Below are 17,744 nucleotides of genomic sequence, written 5' to 3' on the forward strand. Positions count from 1 at the left end.
GAGGCCGACCCATGACGCGTTTCCTCGTCCGCCGGCTGCTCTCGGCCGCGCTCACCCTGTTCGCGGTGAGCGTGCTCAGCTTCCTGATGTTCTTCGCCCTGCCGCGTGACCCGGTGACCGGGATGTGCCCGAAGAACTGCAACCCGGAGCGGCTGGAGCGGGTGCGGCAGGAGCTGGGCCTGCGCGACCCGCTGATCAGCCAGTACGCCGGTTACATGAAGGGCATCGTCACCGGCCGGGATCTGGGCAGCGCCCAGGGTGGCCGCTGCGACGCGCCCTGCCTCGGCTGGTCGTACGTCTCCAACGAGGCGGTGTCGGACACCATCGCCCGGGTGTTGCCGGTGACGCTGAGCATCGTCATCCCGGCGGCGGTCCTGTGGCTGCTGCTCGGGGTCGGGCTCGGCATGCTCTCGGCGCTGCGCCGGGGCAGTTGGTTGGACCGGGCGGCGATCGGCTTCTCGCTGACCGGCGCCTCGTTGCAGCTCTACTTCGTCGGCGCGGTGCTGCTCATCGTCTTCGTCTACAACCTGCGGTTGCTGCCGGTGCCGAGCTACACCTCGTTGTTCGACAATCCGTTGAAGTGGAGCAGCGGGCTGGTGCTGGCCTGGGTGGCGCTGGCCTTCCTCTTCTCCGCCATCTACGCCCGGCTGTCCCGGGCACAGATGTTGGAGACGCTGTCGGAGGACTTCGTCCGCACCGCGCGGGCCAAGGGGCTGGCCAAACGCTCGGTGTACGGGCGGCACGCGCTGCGCGCCGCGATCACGCCGGTGGTGACCATCGCCGGCCTGGACGTGGGCGGGGCGCTGGGTGGGACGGTGATCACCGAGACGACGTTCGGTCTGAACGGGATGGGGCGTACCGCTGTCGACGCGGTCCGCTCGGGAGACCTGCCGACCATCATGGCGACCGTGTTGATCGCGGCGGTCTTCGTGGTGTTGGCGAACGTGGTGGTGGACCTGCTCTACGCGGTGATCGACCCGCGGGTGCGGCTCGGCTGAACCGCGACGAAATTTATCGACAACTGTTACCCAACTTGTAGTTTTTCTTCTTTACGATCCTCGGGACGTCGGCGGATGCGCTCGGCGAACGGGTGGAGGAGGTAGGACATGCGACCACGCGCAGCGGCCGCCGCGGGCGGTGCCATCGCACTGGTTGTGGCACTCGGCGCCTGCTCGGAGAACACGGGCGAAGGCACCAAGGTGGACACCAACCGGCAGCAGACCGGGGTCATCGCGACCGACCCCAAGGACTCACAGGGGCCGGCCGCCGAGATCGACGGCGCGGCCAAGGGCGGGACGTTCACCATCATCCGGGAGACCCCCATCTCCCACCTGGACCCGCAGCGGACGTACTCGTTCGCCGGTCTGATGGCCAGCCCGCTCTTCGCCCGCTACCTGACCACCTGGAAGGACGACGGCAAGGGCGGCCTGGTCCTGGTGGGCGACCTGGCCGAGACGCCGGGCACGAACGTCGACAACGACTGCAAGGTCTGGGAGTTCAAGGTCAAGGACGGGGTGAAGTTCGAGGACGGCAGCCCGATCACCGCCAAGGAGATCGCGTACGGCATCGCCCGCTCCTTCGACCCGGACCTCACCAGCGGCCCGACCTACATCCAGGAGTGGCTGGCCGACACCCCGCAGTACGACACCAAGTGGGACTTCAAGAAGAACAAGACGTCGCTGCCGCCGGGCCTGACCACGCCGGACGACAAGACGCTCCGGTTCGAGTTCGCCAAGCCGCGCTGCGACCTGCCGTTCGCGGTCTCGCTGCCCACCACGGCGCCGCTGAAGCCGGAGAAGGACACCGGGGTCAACCTGGACCAGAGGCCGTTCTCGTCCGGTCCCTACAAGATCGCCAAGAACCAGGTGGGCGTCCAGCTCACGCTGGACCGCAACCCGAACTGGGACGCGAAGACCGACCCGGTGCGCCACCAGTACCCAGACCAGTTCGTCTGGACCTTCGGCCCGACCCAGGACGCCGCCAACAACCGGGTGATCGCCGACAACGGCGCGGACCAGAGCGCGCTGGCGTTCAACTCGGTGCCGCCGGCGCTGGTCGCCAAGGTGGCCGGTGACCCGGCGCTGAAGTCCCGCACGCTGCTGTCCCCGACCCCGAGCGCCAACCAGCTCGTGATCAACACCCAGCGGGTCAAGGACCTGAAGATCCGCCAGGCGCTCAACTACGCGATCGACCGGGAGGGCCTGGTCAAGGCGCTCGGCGGCCAGACCGTCGCCCAGCCGATGACCACCCTGATGCCGCCGTCGACCATCGGCTACAAGGCGTACGACGCCTATCCGGCGGGCGCCAACGGCAACCCGGACAAGGCGAAGGAACTGCTCGGCGGCCAGACGCCGGAGCTGGTCCTCGGCGTCGCGGACAACACCGACGAGCAGCAGATCGCGGTCCAGCTCAAGGGCAACCTGGAGCGCGCCGGCTTCAAGATCACCGTCCGGAACATCCCGGACGACGCGAAGCTGGACGAGGTCAAGAAGAAGGACAACCCCTGGGACCTCTACATCGGCAACTGGGCCGCCGACTGGCCGAGCGGCGCCTCGATCCTGCCGGTGCTCTACGACGGCCGCACCATCAAGGCCGAGGGCAACAGCAACTCGTCCTACTTCAACGACGACAAGATCAACGCCGAGATGGACCGGATCCTGGCCATGCCCCCGGCCGACCAGGGCCCGGAGTGGGGCAAGCTGGATGAGCGGATCATGAAGGAGTTCGCGCCGGTGGTGCCGCTCTACGTCGACGTGGCGTACAACGTGCACGGCTCCAAGGCCGGCGGCGTCTTCATCTCGTCCGTCTTCGGCTACCCGAACTTCGTCAACGCGTTCGTCAAGCAGTAACGCCCACGATCTCGTCCGGCTGAGCCCCGGACCGGCGCTGGTGCCGGCCGGGGCTCAGCCGTTTGCGGAGTCCGGGTCTCGGGCCTACTCCTCGTCGTCTGCCGGCCGGGGTGGTCGGTGGTCCCGGATGTAGCGCTCGACGTCCCGCTTGAGCCAGACCGCGCCGACCGACTGGGTCCGGCACCTGACGGTCACCCGCAGCCGGATCCGCCACGTCGACTCATGACCGCCTCCAGCGACACAGCCAGCACGTGCGGGAGTTAATAGGGGCCCCCGCCTATGCAGAAAGCGTTAACAGGGGCCCCCTCCTTACAAGCAGCGGCGGAGGAAATCCAGCTCGAGGCGGAGCAGGCGCTCGGACACGCCGCCGGCCGCCAGGTGGCTCGCGCCGGGCAGCGGCAGCACCGCGTGCGGGCGGCCGGTGGACAGCAGCGCGGCGGAGAGCCGCAGCGTGTGCGCGGCCAGCACGTTGTCGTCGACCAGGCCGTGCACCAGCAGCATCGGCCGCGCCTCCTCCGGGTCGCCGACCGGTTCGGCGGCCAGCTCGACCAGCGAGTGGTGGGCGTAGACGTCCATGCCGTCCTCCGGCATGCCCAGGTAACGCTCGCTGTAGGCGGTGTCGTACAGCGCCCAGTCGGTGACCGGCGCGCCCGCGATCGCGCAGCGGAACAGCTCCGGGTGCCGTAGCACCGCCAGCCCGGCCAGCCAGCCGCCGAACGACCAGCCGCGCACCGCGACCCGGCCCAGGTCCAGGTCGGGATGCTTGCCGGCGAGCGCGGTCAGCGCGTCCACCTGGTCGGCGAGGATCACGTCCGCCACCCGGCGGTGGATCGCCTTCTCGAACGAGGGCGCGATGCCCGGGGTGCCCCGGTTGTCGACGGTCACCACCGCGAAGCCCTGGTCGGCCCACCACTGCCGCTCCAGCCAGGCGTCGCGTGCCGCGACCACCTCCTGGTGGCCGGGCCCGCCGTAGATGTCCACCAGCACCGGCAGCCGGGTGCCCTTGACGTGCTCGCCGGGGTAGAGCACCGCGCTGGGCAGCCGCCGGTCGGTCACCCGCACCAGCGTCGGTCGCGGGGCGGACGAGCTGGTGGCGGCGAGCGAACGCAACTCGGCCACCTCGCGGTCGCCGTGCCACACCCGCCAGCGGACCCCGGCGTGCTCCAGCGAGGCGACGCCCACCGCCAGCGTGGACCCGCCGATCGAGGCGGTGTGCCAGCCCGGGTCGCTGCCCATCCGGCGGGCGTCCATCCCGCCGCCGACAGCGGTTCGCACCCGATAGAGGTGGCGCTGGCTGGGTTCGCCCTCGCTCGCCTCGACCAACAGGTCGGCCGCGGTGCCCGGGCCGGCCGGCAGCCGCCCGACCACCCGCCGCACGTAGAGCGAGGGCGGGGTGAGCAGCGTGCCGTCGGCGAACAGGCACCTGGCGTCGTACCCGTCGTGGGCCAGTTCGCCGCCGACCAGCACCCGCCCGTCGGGCAGGTGCGCCGGGGTGCCCGGGATCGGTTCCACCCAGCGCGGGTCGGCCAGCTCGGCGTGCACCTGCGTCTCCCCGGTGCGCGGGTCCACCGCGAGCACCAGGCCGTGCTGCTGGGAGCGGCGCAGCACCGTGATCAGTGGCCCGCCGTCGGCCCACTCGACCGAGTTGAGGTAGGGGTAGGTCTCGCGGTCCCAGTGCACGTCGACCCAGCCGCCGTCGAGGTCGAGCAGGTGCAGGCTCACCTCCGCGTTCGGGCCGCCCGCGACCGGGTACGCCACCGACGTCGGTGGGCTCGCCGGCTCGGCCGGGTCGTACAGGTACCAGCGGGGCAGGCGGGACTCGTCCACCCGGGCGGCGAGCACCGAGCGCCCGTCCGGCGCCCACCAGTAGCCCCGGTGGCGGTGGAACTCCTCGGCCGCGACGTGCTCGGCCAGCCCCCAGGTCACGCCGCTGTCCTCGCCGGCGAGCAGGTTGTCCGCGCCGTCCGGCTCGACCACCCGCAGCTGGCCCCGGCGGACACCCTCGGCGGTGTCGGTGACGTAGGCGAGTCGTTCGCCGGTCGGGTCGGGCCGGGGATCGATCACCGGCCCGACGGCGGCCACCTCGATCACGTCGCCGTGCACCAGGTCGGCCCGGAACAGCCGCCCGGCCAGCGCGAACGCGGCGACCCGTCCGGCGGCGTCCAGCGCGTACGAGCCGATGCCGCCGGAGCTGAGCCGCAGCCGTTCGCGCAGCGCCCGTTCGCCGGGCGCCAGGCGGGCCGGCTCGGCGTCCGCGCCCAGCAGCACCGTCGGGTCGGCGACCAGACACTCCGCGCCGGTGTCGACATCGAGGAGCCAGAGCGCGTCGGCCGGGTCCTCCGGCCCCGCCGACCGCAGGAAGAGCACCCGGGAGCCGTCACCCGCGACGGTCACGGCGCGCGGCGCTCCGTGGCTGAACCGACGGGTACGGGCGGCCAGCTCGGGAAAGTCCACGCCTGCAGATCGTAGGCGGGCTCCCGGCGTGATGTGGCCGACCTGGGCGGACGCATGACCGCCGGAGGGGCAGGACCGCCGGTTAGAGTGACGGGCGTGACGACGCTGCCCGACCGACGCCTCCTGCTGGTCCACGCGCATCCCGACGACGAGTCGATCGGCACCGGCTCGACGATGGCGCACTACGCCGCCGCCGGCGCCCACGTCACGCTGGTGACCTGCACGCTGGGCGAGGAGGGCGAGATCCACGTGCCGGCGCTGTCCGGTCTCGCCGCGGCCGAGGCCGACCAGCTCGGCGGCTACCGGATCGCGGAGCTGGCCTCGGCCTGCGCCGCGCTCGGCGTGGCCGACCACCGGTTCCTCGGCGGCGCGGGCCGCTACCGCGACTCCGGGATGATGGGGCTGGCCACCAACGACCACCCGCGGGCGTTCTGGCGGGCCGATCTCGACTCCGCCGCCGGGCACCTGCTGGCGGTCGTCCGCGAGGTCCGCCCCCAGGTCCTGATCACGTACGACCCGAACGGCTTCTACGGCCACCCCGACCACATCCAGGCGCACCGGGTGGCCATGCGCGCCGTCGAGCTGGCCGCGGCCGAGGGGATCGCCCCGGCGAAGGTCTACTGGACGGCCATGCCGCGCAGCGTGCTGGACGCCGGCCTGGAGGCGTTCACCGAGTCGTCCGACAATCCTTTCGCCGGCATCTCCGACGTGGCGGAGTTGCCGTTCGGCACGCCCGACGCGCAGATCGCGGCCCGGATCGACGCCACCGACCAGCACGCCGCGAAGGAGGCGGCGATGCGCGCCCACGCCACCCAGATCCCGGCCGACTCCTGGCTCTACTCGATCGCCGGCAACTTCGGTGCCGAGTTCATGGGCGTCGAATACTTCACGCTCGCGGTCGGCGAGAAGGGACCCGGCAACGGCCCGTACGGCTGGGAGGACGACCTCTTCGCGGGGTTGGCCCCGGACGCGCCGGACCGCGCCCCGGTCGCGGCGGCCGGTCTCCGGTGACGTCGCCCGCCGCGCCCGTGTCGGTCCTGCCCGAGCCGTCGCCGTCCGCTCCGCCCGGCCGGGCGGAGCGGGCGCTCGACCGCGCGCTGCGGGTGGCCGGCGGCGTGGTGGCGGTCTGGGCCGGCGTGCTGGCCGCGCTGCTCGACCTGATCTTCGCCACCTGGGCCTGGGAGACCGTGCAGGGCCGCGCCGGCGGCACCCAGGCTCTGGTCGGGATCGGGTTGGCGGTGGCCGGTGTCGCCGCGGTGGCGGCGTCGACGGTGCTGCTCGGCTGGTTCGCGCACGCCTCGACCGGCAGCCGGTGGGGGGTGGCGCTGGCCGCGCTGCCGTGGTTCCTGGTGATCGTGGTGGGCGGTTTCCGCACCACCGAGGGCGATCTGGCGTTGGCCGGCGACAACGTGCTCGGCCTCGCGCTGATCGTGACCGGCGCGGTCACCTTCGCGGTGCTCGGCTTCCGGCACCTCGTGGCGCCACCGCCCGCACAACCGTGAGGTGCTGACGCCGCACAGCCGGCGGTGGTAGACATTCCTGCCAGAGACCCGCCGCGGGGGCGGGGCGGTACGGCGGGAGGCGTGCGATGGGTCAGCGGTGGCGTGCGGTGGTTGTGCTGACGGCCGCGTTGTTCGTGGTCAACGTGGTGGCCCGGCTGGTCATCAGGTTCGCCTTCCCGGACGACGACACCGCGGCCAGCCGGGTCTCGTTGGTGATGTTCCTGGCCATCGGTCTGATCCTGGCCGGCGCCGCGTTCCGCTGGGGCGCCGCCCGGCCGCTCGGGCACTGGGCCGGTGACCTGGCCCTGGTGGTGGTCGCGGCGCTGGCGCTCACCGTCTTCGTCGGGCCGCTGCTGGTCGGCGAGAACCCGTTCGGTGGTGGGGCCGGCCTGTTCTTCGCCCAGATCTGGCTCTATCTCGCGGCCACCGCGGCGGGTGTGCTGGTCGGCTACCTGACCCTCACCGCGCTCGGCCGGGACTTCCGCTCCCGCCAGCTCAAGCGGTACGCCGAGCTGAAGCAGTCCCGGCCCCGCAAGGTCGTCCGGCGTTGAGTCAGGGCGCCACCCGGGTGAGATAGGTGTGGTGGGTGGTGAAGCCGAGCCGGCGATAGAGCGCCACCGCGCCCACGTTCGTCTGCTCCACCTGGAGGAACGCCTGCGTGGCGCCCTCGGCGGCGGCCCAGCCGGCCAGGGCCCGCACGACCGCCCCGGCGTAGCCGCGCCGGCGGGCCTCCGGCAGCACCTCGAGCAGGCTCACCCCGAGCCAACGCCCCGCACCGGTGACGGTGCCCCGGCCCACCGCGAGCAGTCGGCCGTCGACCCGCAGCTCGGCGAAGCGGATCCGGTCCACGGCGGTGAGCACGTGAAGGGCGGCCTGCGGCAGCCCGCCCTTGCGGTCGGCGGCGACCGCCAGCCAGTCGTCGGCGGGTACCCGGGCCAGTGTCACCGGGGGAGCGTCCCCGCCGGTCGACGCGTTCGTGGGTGGCCCCGCCCCGTGCGCCGTCCCGACGGCGCGGCCTGGCGTCGTCAGGGTGACCAGCGGGACGGTCTGCACCAGCACCGGCGGGCGGGACGTCCAGCCGCGCGCGTCCAGCTCCGCGCCGACCGGGGCGGCCAGCGGCAGCGGCGTGTTCACCAGGGCGTGCTGGCCGTGGTCGGCGTACCAGCGGTGCACCGCGTCCAGCGCCTCGGGCAGCGGGCGGTCCGGGTCGCCGATCGGCAGCGCGCTGTTCGCCCGGCCGGTCCAGCCGGCGGCGGCCCGCAGCCGCCAGTCGCCGAGCCGCCCGCGTACCGGCGCGGGCCAGGCCTCGTCGGCGGCGGTCTCCAGGGCGATCACCGCGGCGGCGGTCGGCCGGCGGGCCGGCGGCACCCGCCTGGCGCGGTGCACCTCGCCGACCGGGACGCGCAGCGGCCCGCGGTCGGTGGCGAGGGTGATGTGGGTCTCGCTCAGCTCCACCAGCTCCCCGAGCGCGTCGGAGAAGAGCGGCCGGCCCTCGCGAATCCCCACAATCCGGCGAACCACGATCCGGTGTCCCACGTCCTGCTGTCGGAGCACGATCGACCCCCTCCCCGGCGAGATACTAGGCTCTTACCGTTGCGGATGATCGCGACGAGTCTTGCGGAGGAGAAGACCGGTGACCTACATCATCGCCGAGCCGTGCGTGGATGTGCTCGACAAGGCATGCATCGAGGAGTGCCCGGTCGACTGCATCTACGAGGGCAACCGGATGCTCTACATCCACCCCGACGAGTGCGTCGACTGTGGTGCCTGCGAGCCGGTCTGCCCGGTGGAAGCGATCTTCTACGAGGACGACGTGCCGGAGCAGTGGAAGGACTACACCGGCGCGAACTACGAGTTCTTCGAGGACCTGGGCTCGCCCGGGGGCGCCTCGAAGATCGGCAAGGTGGAGAAGGACGCCACCTTCGTCGCCGCGCAGCCGCCGCGCGGCGAGGGCCACTGAGCCGGCCCACGCCGGTCTCGGCACGGCTGCCCGAGTTCACCTGGGACACGCTGGACGCCGCGGCCGCCACGGCCGCGGCGCACCCGGGTGGTCTCATCAACCTCTCCATGGGCACGCCGGTCGACCCGGTGCCGCCGCTGATCCGGCAGGCGCTCGCCGACGCGTCGGACGCGCCGGGCTATCCGCTGACCGCGGGCACGCCCGCCCTGCGGGACGCCATCGCGGCCTGGGTGGCCCGGGCCTGCGGCGCGGGTGTCGACGGGCTGGGGGTGCTGCCCACGATCGGCTCCAAGGAGCTGGTGGCCTGGCTGCCCACGCTGCTCGGGCTCGGCCCGGGTGACGTGGTCGTGGTGCCGTCGGTCGCCTATCCGACATACGAGGACGGGGCCCGGCTGGCCGGCGCGACGGTCGTGCGCAGTGACTCGCTGACCGCGCTCGGCCCCGACCCCCGGGTCCGCCTGGTCTGGGTCAACTCGCCGGGCAACCCGACCGGCCGGGTGCTGCCCGCCGCCCACCTGCGCAAGGTGGTCGAGTGGGCCCGCGAGCGCGGCGCGGTGGTCGCCAGCGACGAGTGCTACCTGCCGTTGGGCTGGGACGCCGAACCCGTCTCGGTGCTCTCGCCGCAGGTGTGCGGCGGGTCCTACGCGGGCGTGCTCGCGGTGCACTCGCTCTCCAAGCGCTCCAACCTGGCCGGCTACCGGGCCGGGTTCGTGGCCGGCGACCCGGCGCTGACGGCCGAGCTGCTCAAGGTGCGCAAGCACGCCGGCATGATCGTGCCGGCCCCGGTGCAGGCGGCCATGGTGGCCGCGCTCGCCGACCAGGCGCACGCCGACGCCCAGCGGGAGCGCTACCGGGCCCGGCGGGAGACGCTGCGCGCCGCGTTCACCGGCGCCGGCTTCACGGTCGAGCACTCCGAGGCCGGGCTCTACCTCTGGCTGACCCGCGACGAGGACTGTTGGGACACGGTCGACTGGCTGGCCCGGCGCGGCATCCTGGTCGCCGCCGGCGTCTTCTACGGCCCGGCCGGCGCCCGGCACGTGCGGGCGGCGCTGACCGAGTCCGACGCGCACGTCGACGCGGTGGCCGGCCGGCTCGCCGAGTCCTGACCGCCGGCCGCCGACCCCGTCAACGGGGCCGGCGGCCGGCGCGGCTCAGCCGTTGATCCGCCGGAACACCGTCAGCAGCGTGTCCCGGCTGCGCTTTTCCAGGAACTCACTGGCCATCAGCTCCTGCATCTGCACGGTGCGGCCGTCGAAGAGCGTCAGCGTGGCCTTCAGCGGCACCTCCCGCCGCACCTCCACCGAGGTGATCTCCTCGTAGGGCAGATAGGGGTGGCGGGCGGCCAGGTCGGCGACCGGCACCGAACCGACGAGCGCGGTCAGCCGCTTCTCGCCCTGGCCGGCCTTGCCCGGGTCGGCGATCAGCACCAGGCCGTTGTCGAGCACCAGCACGTCGTGCTCCCGGCCGTCGATCTTGATGTTGGCCAGGCCGGCGATCAGGTCGGCGTTCCGGGCGGTGGCACGGGCCTGCACCACGGTGGCGCCGGCGACGTCGACGCCCCGCTCGGCCAGCCGGGCCAGCGCCTCGTCCAGGCTCTCCGGGGTGACCGCCAGCTTGGCCTCGTCGGCCAGGTCCCACGGCTCGCCCGACGTGCCGACCAGCGAGGCCGGGCCGGACCAGGAGAGTTGCCAGCGCGCCCGGCCGGAGCGGACCGCCGCGTGGTCCAGCAGCGTCTCCATCGGGCCGGCGAACGCGGCCGCCGCCTCCTTGCGGGTGGCACCGTCGAACAACTGCTCGGCGAACTCGCCCAGCCGGCCGGCGCGGACCAGGTCCAGCACCGTCGGGAGGCCCGGCGCGGGAGTGCCGGTGAACCGGCCGACCGCCCGGTAGAGGTTGTCCGCCCGCCGCTGCACGTCGGCGGCGACCGACTCGGCGACGAACTCCGGCCACGGCAGCACCCGCCGGGAGCCGTGCTCGACCACCAGCGCCTGGAGCTGGCGGCCGGCGGCGGCCACGTCCGCGAGCAGCGTCCGCGCCGGCTGGTCGTCCGCGCCCGCCGTGGTCGGGGGAGCGGCCGTCATGGCGGCGACCCGGACGCCGATCGGCGGGTGGGTGTCCCAGCGGGACGGCTCCCGCTCCGGCGCGTTCTCCCGCAGCGCGTCGATCTCCTCGCGGCGGGCGTCCAGCAGCTCCGCGAAGCCGCCGAAGAGGTCGTCCGGGGCCAGCCCGGCGGACCAGCCCGACTCGACGTAGCGGCGCGTGTAGAAGGCCCAGGCGGCGTCGAGCGCGGGCAGCGTACGCAGCGCCGAGGTGGCCGCCTCGGTGCCGGCGAGCGCCACCGACGCCCGGTCGGCCTCCAGTTCCTGGCGGCGTGAGGCGGCGTTGTCCACCATCAGGTAGAGCAGCGAGTAGCCCTTGAACACCCAGCCGATCGGGTTGCGCGGGCTGATCCGCTCGATCGTCTCCTCGATGGCCAGCCGGCCCCGGTAGGCCACCCCGCCGAGGCGGGTGTGCCGGCCGGAGTAGTGGCCCAGCTCGTGCGCGAGCACCGAACGGAACTGGTCCATCCGCATCGCCTGGAGCAGCGGCAGCCCGACGTAGAGCGTGCGCCGACCACCGACCAGACCGAGCAGCCGGCTCTGCTCGCCGACCGCGGCGTTCACCTCGGGCACCAGCCGGATCTCGTCCGGTGCCCGGGTGCCGACCGCGGTGGCCAGCTCGCGCACGGTGGCCCAGAGCCGGGGCGCCGCCCGCTCGTCCAGGACCAGGCCGGGCGCCGGTTCGTTCCTGGTACGGATCGCCTTCCACATCCCGACGCCCACCGCGCCCAGCGCGACCACCAGCGGCAGCAGCAGCTTGCCGGTGACGATGCCCGAGGTGTGGCCGAACAGCCAGATCCCGAGCGCGATCACGGCGGCGAGCTGGAGCAGCGCGACGACGTAGAAACCGATCAACATGACCACCGAGGCGAGCGCCCGGTACGTCGCGGACATGAGTGTCCCTTCCCCGTTGACGAAGGCCCGACCGGTCGTTCCGGTCGAGCCGCCGGAGGACCGTACGCCGTACCGCGGGCACCGACATCCACCGTCCGGCCGGATCGATATCCGCCGTCGATGCCGTAAGGCGGGGCCCCTTCTTAACGCTTTCGGTAGAGGCGGGGCCCCTTCTTAACACCTGGTGTTAAGAAGGGGCCCCGCCTTGCATCCGGGCCTCGGTGGGATGGGCGATATTCTCGGCGGGACTTCCCGCGGGGCCGACCGGGCTCCGCCGACGACGCGGACGCCGAGGTGGGCCGATGGTGGGCGAGGCCGGCGGGCTGGCACGCGGGGCGGTGGTCGGGACCGGGCTGATCGGTGGTTCGGTGCTGTTCCGGCTCCGCGACGCCGGGCTCGACGTGGCCGCCTGGGACCCGGACCCGGCGGCCCGGCGACAGGTGCGCGAGCGGGGCGTCGCGGCCCCCGACGAGGTCGAGGACGCGGTCGCCGGGCGGGACGTGGTGTTCGTCTGCGGCCCGCTGCCCACGCTGCCGGCCATGCTGGCCCGGGTGGCCGCCGCCACCGACGACGGGTGCGTGCTCACGGACGTGGGCAGCGTCAAGGCCGAGGTGGCCACCGTCGCCACCGCGCAGGGGCTCGGGCACCGGTTCGTGCCCGGTCATCCGATGGCCGGCGCCGACCGGGCCGGCCTGGCCGCCGCCGCCCCGGAACTGCTCGACGGCGCGGCCTGGGTGCTCTGCCCGGGCCCGACCGGGGTGGGCGCGTTCCGGCGGCTCGCCGCGCTGCTCGTCGACGTCTTCCACGCCCGGGTGGTGCCGATGTCGGCCCCGGAGCACGACGCCGCCGCCGCGCTCGCCTCGCACCTGCCGCACCTGCTGGCCGGCGCGCTGGCCGGTACGGTGCAGCGCTCGGCATTGCGGGACGCGGTGCTGGCGCTGGCCGCCGGCAGCTTCTCCGACGGGACCCGGGTCGCCGGCGGCCCGCCCGAGCGGACCGCGAACATGCTGCTCGGCAATCGGGACCGGGTGCTGGCCGAGCTGGCCGAGGTGGCCGCCTTCCTGGACGAGCTGACCGGCGCGCTGCGCGCCGGCGACGGCGCGGCGCTGGCCGGCCGGCTGGCCGAGGCCCGCACGGCGCGGGCCACGCTGCGGGGCCGCGCGTTCACCGCGCACCGGCGGGAGTTCCCGGCCGGTGCGGACCACGCGGTCGAGCTGGCCTACCTGCGCGAGCTGGGCGCGGCGGGGGGCCACCTGACCGGGTGCCGGGTGACGGCCGGCGCGGTCGGGTACACGGCGCACCTGCCGGCCACCCCGCCGTTAGGCTGAGCGGCATGGCGGACGCACCGGTCGTGGCGGTACGCGGCGAGGCCTACCGGGAGGTCGCTCCCGAGCTGGCCCGGTTCACCGTGACCGCGGTCGCCCGGGACCGGGATCGGCAGGCCACGCTGACCCGGTTGGCCGAACGGGCCGCCGCGGTGCGCGCGCTGCTGGACGCGGCCGAGCCGGCCGTGGAACGACGCGAGACCGGGCAGGTCAACGTCTGGCCGGTGACGAAGCGTTCGGGCGAACGCGTGGTGGCCTGGCAGGGCAGCGTCAGCACCACGGTCACGGTCACCGACTTCACCTCGCTCGGTGAGCTGATGCTCCGCCTGGCCGAGCACGAACAGGTCGAGGTGGCTGGCCCGGTCTGGTCGCTGCGACCGGACAGCCCGGCCTACCGGGAGGCGCGGCACGCCGCGATCGCCGACGCCCTGGCCCGCGCCCGGGAATACGCCGAGGCGCTCGGCGCCCGCGTCACCGCGCTGCGCGAGCTGGCCGACACGGGCCTGACCGCGGTCCCGCCGATGCTGGCCAAGGCGGCGTACGCCCGGTCCGGCGAGTCCGTGCCGGAGCTGGAGCTGGACCCGGCGCCGCAGTCGGTGCAGGCGGCGGTCGAGGCGCGGTTCACCATCAGCGAGCCGGTGCTCGCCTGATGCCGCCCGCCCAGGTGCTCGCGCTCGACGAGCTGGTCGCCCGCGCGCGGGCGCTCGCCGAGGACGGCCCGCGGCAACTGCTCGGCATCGCCGGCGCTCCCGGGGTGGGCAAGTCCACCCTGGCCCAGCGGGTCGTCGCCGAGGTCGGCCCGACCGCCCGGCTGGTCCCGATGGACGGCTTCCACCTGGCCTCATCCGCGCTGGCCCGGTTGGGGCGCACGGCGCGCAAGGGCGCGCCGGACACCTTCGACGTCAACGGTTTCGTCGCCACGCTGCGCCGGTTGCGGCGACTGGAGCCGACTTCGGTGTGGGCGCCGGAGTTCCGCCGCGACCTGGAGGAGCCGGTCGCCGGCGCGATCGAGGTGCCGCCTGAGGTGCGGCTGGTGGTCACCGAGGGCAACTACCTGCTGCTGCGCGCCGACCCGTGGGAGGAGGTGCGCTCGCTGCTGCACCGGGCCTGGTTCCTCGACCTGGATGCCGAGCTGCGGGTGCGCCGCCTGACCGCCCGGCACGAGGCCTACGGGAAGTCGCCGGAGCAGGCCCGGGCCTGGGCGCTCGGCAGCGACGAGGAGAATGCCCGGCTGGTGGTCGGCACGGCCCCGCACGCCGACCTGGTGGTCCGGCTGGCCGAGCCGCCCCCGGCCTGAGCGCGCGGCGGCCCGCCGGTCGGGTGGCGGGGCGGGCCGCGGTCAGCCGGCGCCGGGGCGGGGTGACGGCACGCTGCGGCGCAGCAGGCGGGCCACCACGGCCCGCTCGCGGGCGAACTCGACCGCGTCCGGATAGCCGCTGTGACTGCGGATGGGCGGGTCGGCGACCTCCCCGCCGGACGGGTGCAGCGCCTCCGGGTCGGCCACCGGCACGTCCCGCTGCCCGGCGCTGACCTGCCAGCCGAGCGGGTCGGTGTCCCGCCAGAAGTTGGTCCAGGCGACGTGCCCGCTGGGCCAGGTGACGGCCCGGGCGAGCGTGCGCAGCCGCTCCGGCCCGAAGTAGGACGGGAAGACCCGGCCGTAGAGTCGGGTGAGCTGGCAGCCGTAGGAGAAGAACCAGGTCCGCCGCCGCCACCGGGTGGGCAGTTGCAGCAGCACCGCGGCGCAGATGACGGTGCCCTGGCTGTGCCCGGAGAGGATCACGCCGTCCATTCGGTCGGGGTGGTGCGGCGGCAGCGCGAGCAGCCCGGCCACCCGGGTCTGGAGTTCCGGCACGGCCCGTTCGGCATAGCTGGGCGGGGCGAGCGGGTGCGCGGCCCGGGGCCAGAACGTGCAGACGTCCCAGATCACGCCGACCGAGCGGCGTACCGAGTCGGTGCGGTAGATGAGCAACCCGAGCGCGCTGGTCACCACCGGCAGCCAGCCGAGCACGGCGTCGCCGAGCTCGGCGGTCCAGTGGATCAGGGTCTGCCATCCGGCGGGGGAGAGGGGGTCGGGCCGGTGGCCGGAGAGCGCGGCGGCGCAACAGAGGGTGATCAGGACCGCGGAGACGGCCGCGTAGCAGCCGATCAACCGGACCGCGTGTTCGCCCACCAGCCGGTGCAGTGCCCGGTAGGTGCTGACGTCGCGGCAGCGGCGCCTGTCGTGCGCGGAGAGGCCGCCGGCGGCGGTCAGCCCGGCGTACTCCGCGCGGCGTAGGCCGTGCAGCAGGACCGCGACCCGGATCAGCAGTCCGAGCAGGGTGACCAGCCCGATCACGCAGGCCAGCCCGGCCCAGAAGACGGCGAGCGGCGGGACCACGCGGCTCGGGTCGCCGGGCTCGCCGGCGCCGGCGAGTCGCTCGCTGACCCAGTAGAGCAGCCCGGCGCAGTAGGCGACGGCCAGCATCCAGCCGAAGCCGGCGATGACCGCCGGGGCGCAACCGTGCCAGGCCATCCCGGTGTACGCGCCGAGCGGCTGGGTCGGCACGGCGGGCCGGAGCCGGGGCAGCAGGAGCCCGGCGACGGCCACCGCGATGGCCGGGCCGACGAGCATCCAGGTATGCAGCTCGGCCGGCGCGGAGGGTAGGCCGGGCAGGCCGCGTTCGATCCAGACCACCGTGAGCGGCAGCAGCGCGGCGGCGGCCACCGGCCCGACGAGTGCCCGCCGGCCCGAGCGGTTCGCCGCGCCGATCGCCACCAGCAGCAGCACCTGGTAGGTGACGAGCCAGGCCAGCGTGGTCTCGTAGCCGGGCAGGGGCCGTGCGGCGTCGCAGCCGGGGAGCCCCGGGGTGCCCGCACATCCGGCCGGTGGCCGGTAGCCGGCCAGCGGGGTGCCGGCCGGGCCGTCCGGGAGCAGCAGGAGGACGAACGTGCCCAGCAGCCCGAGGCCGGTGAGCGCCGCCACCGCCACACTCCACCGGCCGAGCGGAGTGGCACCCTGGCGCCGGCTGAGCCAGGGGCGGCCGACCGCGATCACGGCGATGGTCACCACGGTGGCGAACAGCAGCACGGTCGGCCAGGCGACCGCGGCCCGCAGGCCGCGCGGTGGATCCATGACCACCACCGCGCCGACCGGCACGGCGGCGGCGGCCACCGCCCCGGTGCACAGGTGCAGCACCGCGGCCCGCCGCAACTGGCCCTCGCCGTTCCAGAACGTCGGGTCCTGCAGCGGGTTCTCCAGCGGCTCGGGCGCTTCGGCCGGCCCGTCGTCGCCGGCCGGCCGGTGGCGCGGCTCGGCCGGCATCTCCGCCTCGTACTGGTAGGTGCGCCAGGCGAGCACCCCGATGACGCCCAGCACGAGCAGCGGCAGCAGCAGGCCGAAGGCGAGGGCCCGGGTGCCCTGACGCCACCAGGGGTCGCCGAGGAACTCCCACGGCCCGGGGATCTGGCCGAGGCACTCCCGGCTCACGCACTGCCAGCCGACGAGGTCCACCCCGATCCCGGTCACGGTGATCACCAGGGTGCAGGTCAGGCTCAGGCAGAACAGCCGGATGAGCCAGGCGGTGATGCCGGACCGGCTGGCCCAGCGTTCCCGGTCCGGGTCCGCCGGGATGCCGGCGCGGGCGTGCAGCGCGACGTTGGCCAGGGCGAACGGCAGCAGCAGCGTCCAGAGGGCGCGTTGGACGTCGCGCCGGGTCCGCGCGCCGGAGGTCAGCTTCCCCCAGCTGTACGCCTCGACGCTGATCGGGTCGTCGCGCACGGCGGCGGGGGACCGGAAGAATCCGGTCACCGGTCCGCCGGCCACCAGCTTCGGTGGTGTGCCGCCGGCTCCCGCTCCGGGGTCGAGGCCCAGCAGCTGATCCGGTGGGGTGTTGGACACCCCGTGGACCCGCAGTTCCAGCACGCGCTCCATCGCGGCCTCCCAGAGTGAGCATCTCACTACCCAGAGTGCATGCTGATTCCGGAATCCGCATCCCCCTGAAGGGGTTGTTTCCGCAGCTCAGGAGGTTATTCGAGAGTTCTGATCGGGCGGGCGGGGTTGCCCACCGCCACCACGTTCGCCGGTAGGTCGCGGGTCACCACCGCGCCGGCGCCGACCACCGTGTTGTCGCCGATGCTCACCCCGGCGAGCACGATCACGCCGCCGCCGAGCCAGACGTTGTCGCCGATGGTGATCGGCTCGGCCGCCTCCCACTTGGCCCGGCGGGCCTCCGGCTCCACCGGGTGGGTCGCGGTGAGCAACTGCACGTTGGGTCCGATCTGGACGTCCGCGCCGACGGTGATCCGGGCGACGTCGAGGAAGACGGCGTTGACGTTGACGAAGCTGCGCGCGCCGATGTGGGTGTGGTGGCCGTAGTCGCAGTGGAGCGGCGGCCGCACCCAGGCCCCCTCGCCGAGCGAGCCGAGCAGCTCACGCAGGGCGGCGGCACGGCCCTCCGGGTCCTCGGCGGAGCTGCGGTTGAAGCGTTCGGTGAGCCGGGCGGCCCGGTCCAGGTCGGCGGCGATCGCGGGGTCGTCGGCGAGGTACGGCTCGCCGGCGAGCATCCGGTCCTTCATGGAGGTCACCGGGGGATCATCGCCGGTCCGGCCGACCGAACGGAACGGTTTGAGTCGGAATGGTGACTTCCTGTTGCATACCCGGTATGTAATCCTGATAACCCGCG

15 protein-coding genes are annotated in these 17,744 nt (G+C 74.0%); 10 read left to right on the forward strand and 5 right to left on the reverse strand.

Annotation, left to right across the window (positions count from 1 at the left end; translation table 11 throughout):
• The first annotated feature begins 11 nt into the window (after positions 1 to 11).
• Together O7618_RS30495 and O7618_RS30500 are read left to right on the forward strand one after the other, a co-directional pair.
• Complete coding sequence (locus O7618_RS30495; protein ID WP_091068506.1) at positions 12 to 998, forward strand: ABC transporter permease; 987 nt, start codon at positions 12 to 14, stop codon at positions 996 to 998.
• A 108-nt stretch (positions 999 to 1,106) separates the two neighbouring features.
• Complete coding sequence (locus tag O7618_RS30500; RefSeq protein ID WP_278109585.1) at positions 1,107 to 2,849, forward strand: ABC transporter substrate-binding protein; 1,743 nt, start codon at positions 1,107 to 1,109, stop codon at positions 2,847 to 2,849.
• Positions 2,850 to 3,158: 309 nt separating this feature from the next.
• Here O7618_RS30500 and O7618_RS30505 read toward each other — a convergent pair whose 3' ends face one another.
• On the reverse strand, positions 3,159 to 5,303 hold the full coding sequence (locus O7618_RS30505) for a prolyl oligopeptidase family serine peptidase (RefSeq protein ID WP_278109586.1): 2,145 nt from the start codon (positions 5,301 to 5,303) through the stop codon (positions 3,159 to 3,161).
• 87 nt (positions 5,304 to 5,390) lie between these two features.
• Between O7618_RS30505 and mshB the strand changes: the two genes are divergently transcribed.
• The 3 genes from mshB (at position 5,391) to O7618_RS30520 (ending at position 7,356) form a co-directional block, all read left to right on the forward strand.
• Positions 5,391 to 6,314 (forward strand): N-acetyl-1-D-myo-inositol-2-amino-2-deoxy-alpha-D-glucopyranoside deacetylase, encoded by a 924-nt coding sequence (mshB, locus tag O7618_RS30510; RefSeq protein ID WP_278109587.1) that lies wholly within the window; start codon positions 5,391 to 5,393, stop codon positions 6,312 to 6,314.
• Positions 6,311 to 6,805 carry a hypothetical protein gene (locus O7618_RS30515; protein WP_278109588.1) on the forward strand — a complete coding sequence of 165 codons (495 nt, stop codon included), beginning with the start codon at positions 6,311 to 6,313 and terminating at the stop codon, positions 6,803 to 6,805. The genes mshB and O7618_RS30515 overlap by 4 nt, the downstream gene beginning before the upstream one ends.
• An 86-nt stretch (positions 6,806 to 6,891) precedes the next feature.
• Positions 6,892 to 7,356, forward strand: a complete 465-nt coding sequence (locus O7618_RS30520) for a hypothetical protein (protein WP_278109589.1) — start codon at positions 6,892 to 6,894, stop codon at positions 7,354 to 7,356.
• Position 7,357: 1 nt separating this feature from the next.
• Here the strand turns inward: O7618_RS30520 and O7618_RS30525 are convergent, their stop codons facing one another.
• A complete protein-coding gene (locus O7618_RS30525; protein ID WP_278109590.1) occupies positions 7,358 to 8,359 on the reverse strand; it encodes a GNAT family N-acetyltransferase in 1,002 nt (333 codons plus the stop codon).
• 79 nt (positions 8,360 to 8,438) lie between these two features.
• Here O7618_RS30525 and fdxA point away from each other — a divergent pair, with 79 nt between their 5' ends.
• Positions 8,439 to 8,765, forward strand: coding sequence for a ferredoxin (gene fdxA / locus O7618_RS30530; protein ID WP_007464872.1), 327 nt, complete (start codon positions 8,439 to 8,441; stop codon positions 8,763 to 8,765).
• The gene (gene dapC / locus O7618_RS30535) at positions 8,762 to 9,871 is read left to right on the forward strand and encodes a succinyldiaminopimelate transaminase (RefSeq protein ID WP_278110204.1); all 1,110 of its coding nucleotides are present in this window, start codon (positions 8,762 to 8,764) and stop codon (positions 9,869 to 9,871) included. Before fdxA ends, dapC begins: the two co-directional genes overlap by 4 nt.
• Before the next feature lie 45 nt (positions 9,872 to 9,916).
• Here the strand turns inward: dapC and O7618_RS30540 are convergent, their stop codons facing one another.
• Positions 9,917 to 11,758 (reverse strand): M48 family metallopeptidase, encoded by a 1,842-nt coding sequence (locus O7618_RS30540; RefSeq protein WP_278109591.1) that lies wholly within the window; start codon positions 11,756 to 11,758, stop codon positions 9,917 to 9,919.
• 302 nt (positions 11,759 to 12,060) lie between these two features.
• Between O7618_RS30540 and O7618_RS30545 the strand changes: the two genes are divergently transcribed.
• From O7618_RS30545 to O7618_RS30555, 3 genes are read left to right on the forward strand one after another with little or no spacing between them, the layout of a single operon-like run.
• The gene (locus tag O7618_RS30545; RefSeq protein WP_278109592.1) at positions 12,061 to 13,086 is read left to right on the forward strand and encodes a prephenate dehydrogenase/arogenate dehydrogenase family protein; all 1,026 of its coding nucleotides are present in this window, start codon (positions 12,061 to 12,063) and stop codon (positions 13,084 to 13,086) included.
• A gap of 5 nt (positions 13,087 to 13,091) precedes the next feature.
• On the forward strand, positions 13,092 to 13,733 hold the full coding sequence (locus O7618_RS30550) for an SIMPL domain-containing protein (protein ID WP_278109593.1): 642 nt from the start codon (positions 13,092 to 13,094) through the stop codon (positions 13,731 to 13,733).
• Positions 13,733 to 14,380, forward strand: a complete 648-nt coding sequence (locus tag O7618_RS30555) for a nucleoside/nucleotide kinase family protein (protein WP_278109595.1) — start codon at positions 13,733 to 13,735, stop codon at positions 14,378 to 14,380. Before O7618_RS30550 ends, O7618_RS30555 begins: the two co-directional genes overlap by 1 nt.
• Positions 14,381 to 14,422: 42 nt before the next feature.
• On the opposite strand, the gene O7618_RS30560 is transcribed toward O7618_RS30555, so the two are convergent.
• Together O7618_RS30560 and O7618_RS30565 are read right to left on the reverse strand one after the other, a co-directional pair.
• Positions 14,423 to 16,993 carry a hypothetical protein gene (locus tag O7618_RS30560; RefSeq protein ID WP_278109597.1) on the reverse strand — a complete coding sequence of 857 codons (2,571 nt, stop codon included), beginning with the start codon at positions 16,991 to 16,993 and terminating at the stop codon, positions 14,423 to 14,425.
• A 95-nt stretch (positions 16,994 to 17,088) separates the two neighbouring features.
• Complete coding sequence (locus O7618_RS30565) at positions 17,089 to 17,646, reverse strand: sugar O-acetyltransferase (protein WP_278109598.1); 558 nt, start codon at positions 17,644 to 17,646, stop codon at positions 17,089 to 17,091.
• Positions 17,647 to 17,744: the final 98 nt, after the last annotated feature.

Origin of the sequence: Micromonospora sp. WMMD980, assembly GCF_029626035.1 — a bacterium.
Classification (GTDB): Bacteria; Actinomycetota; Actinomycetes; order Mycobacteriales; family Micromonosporaceae; genus Micromonospora.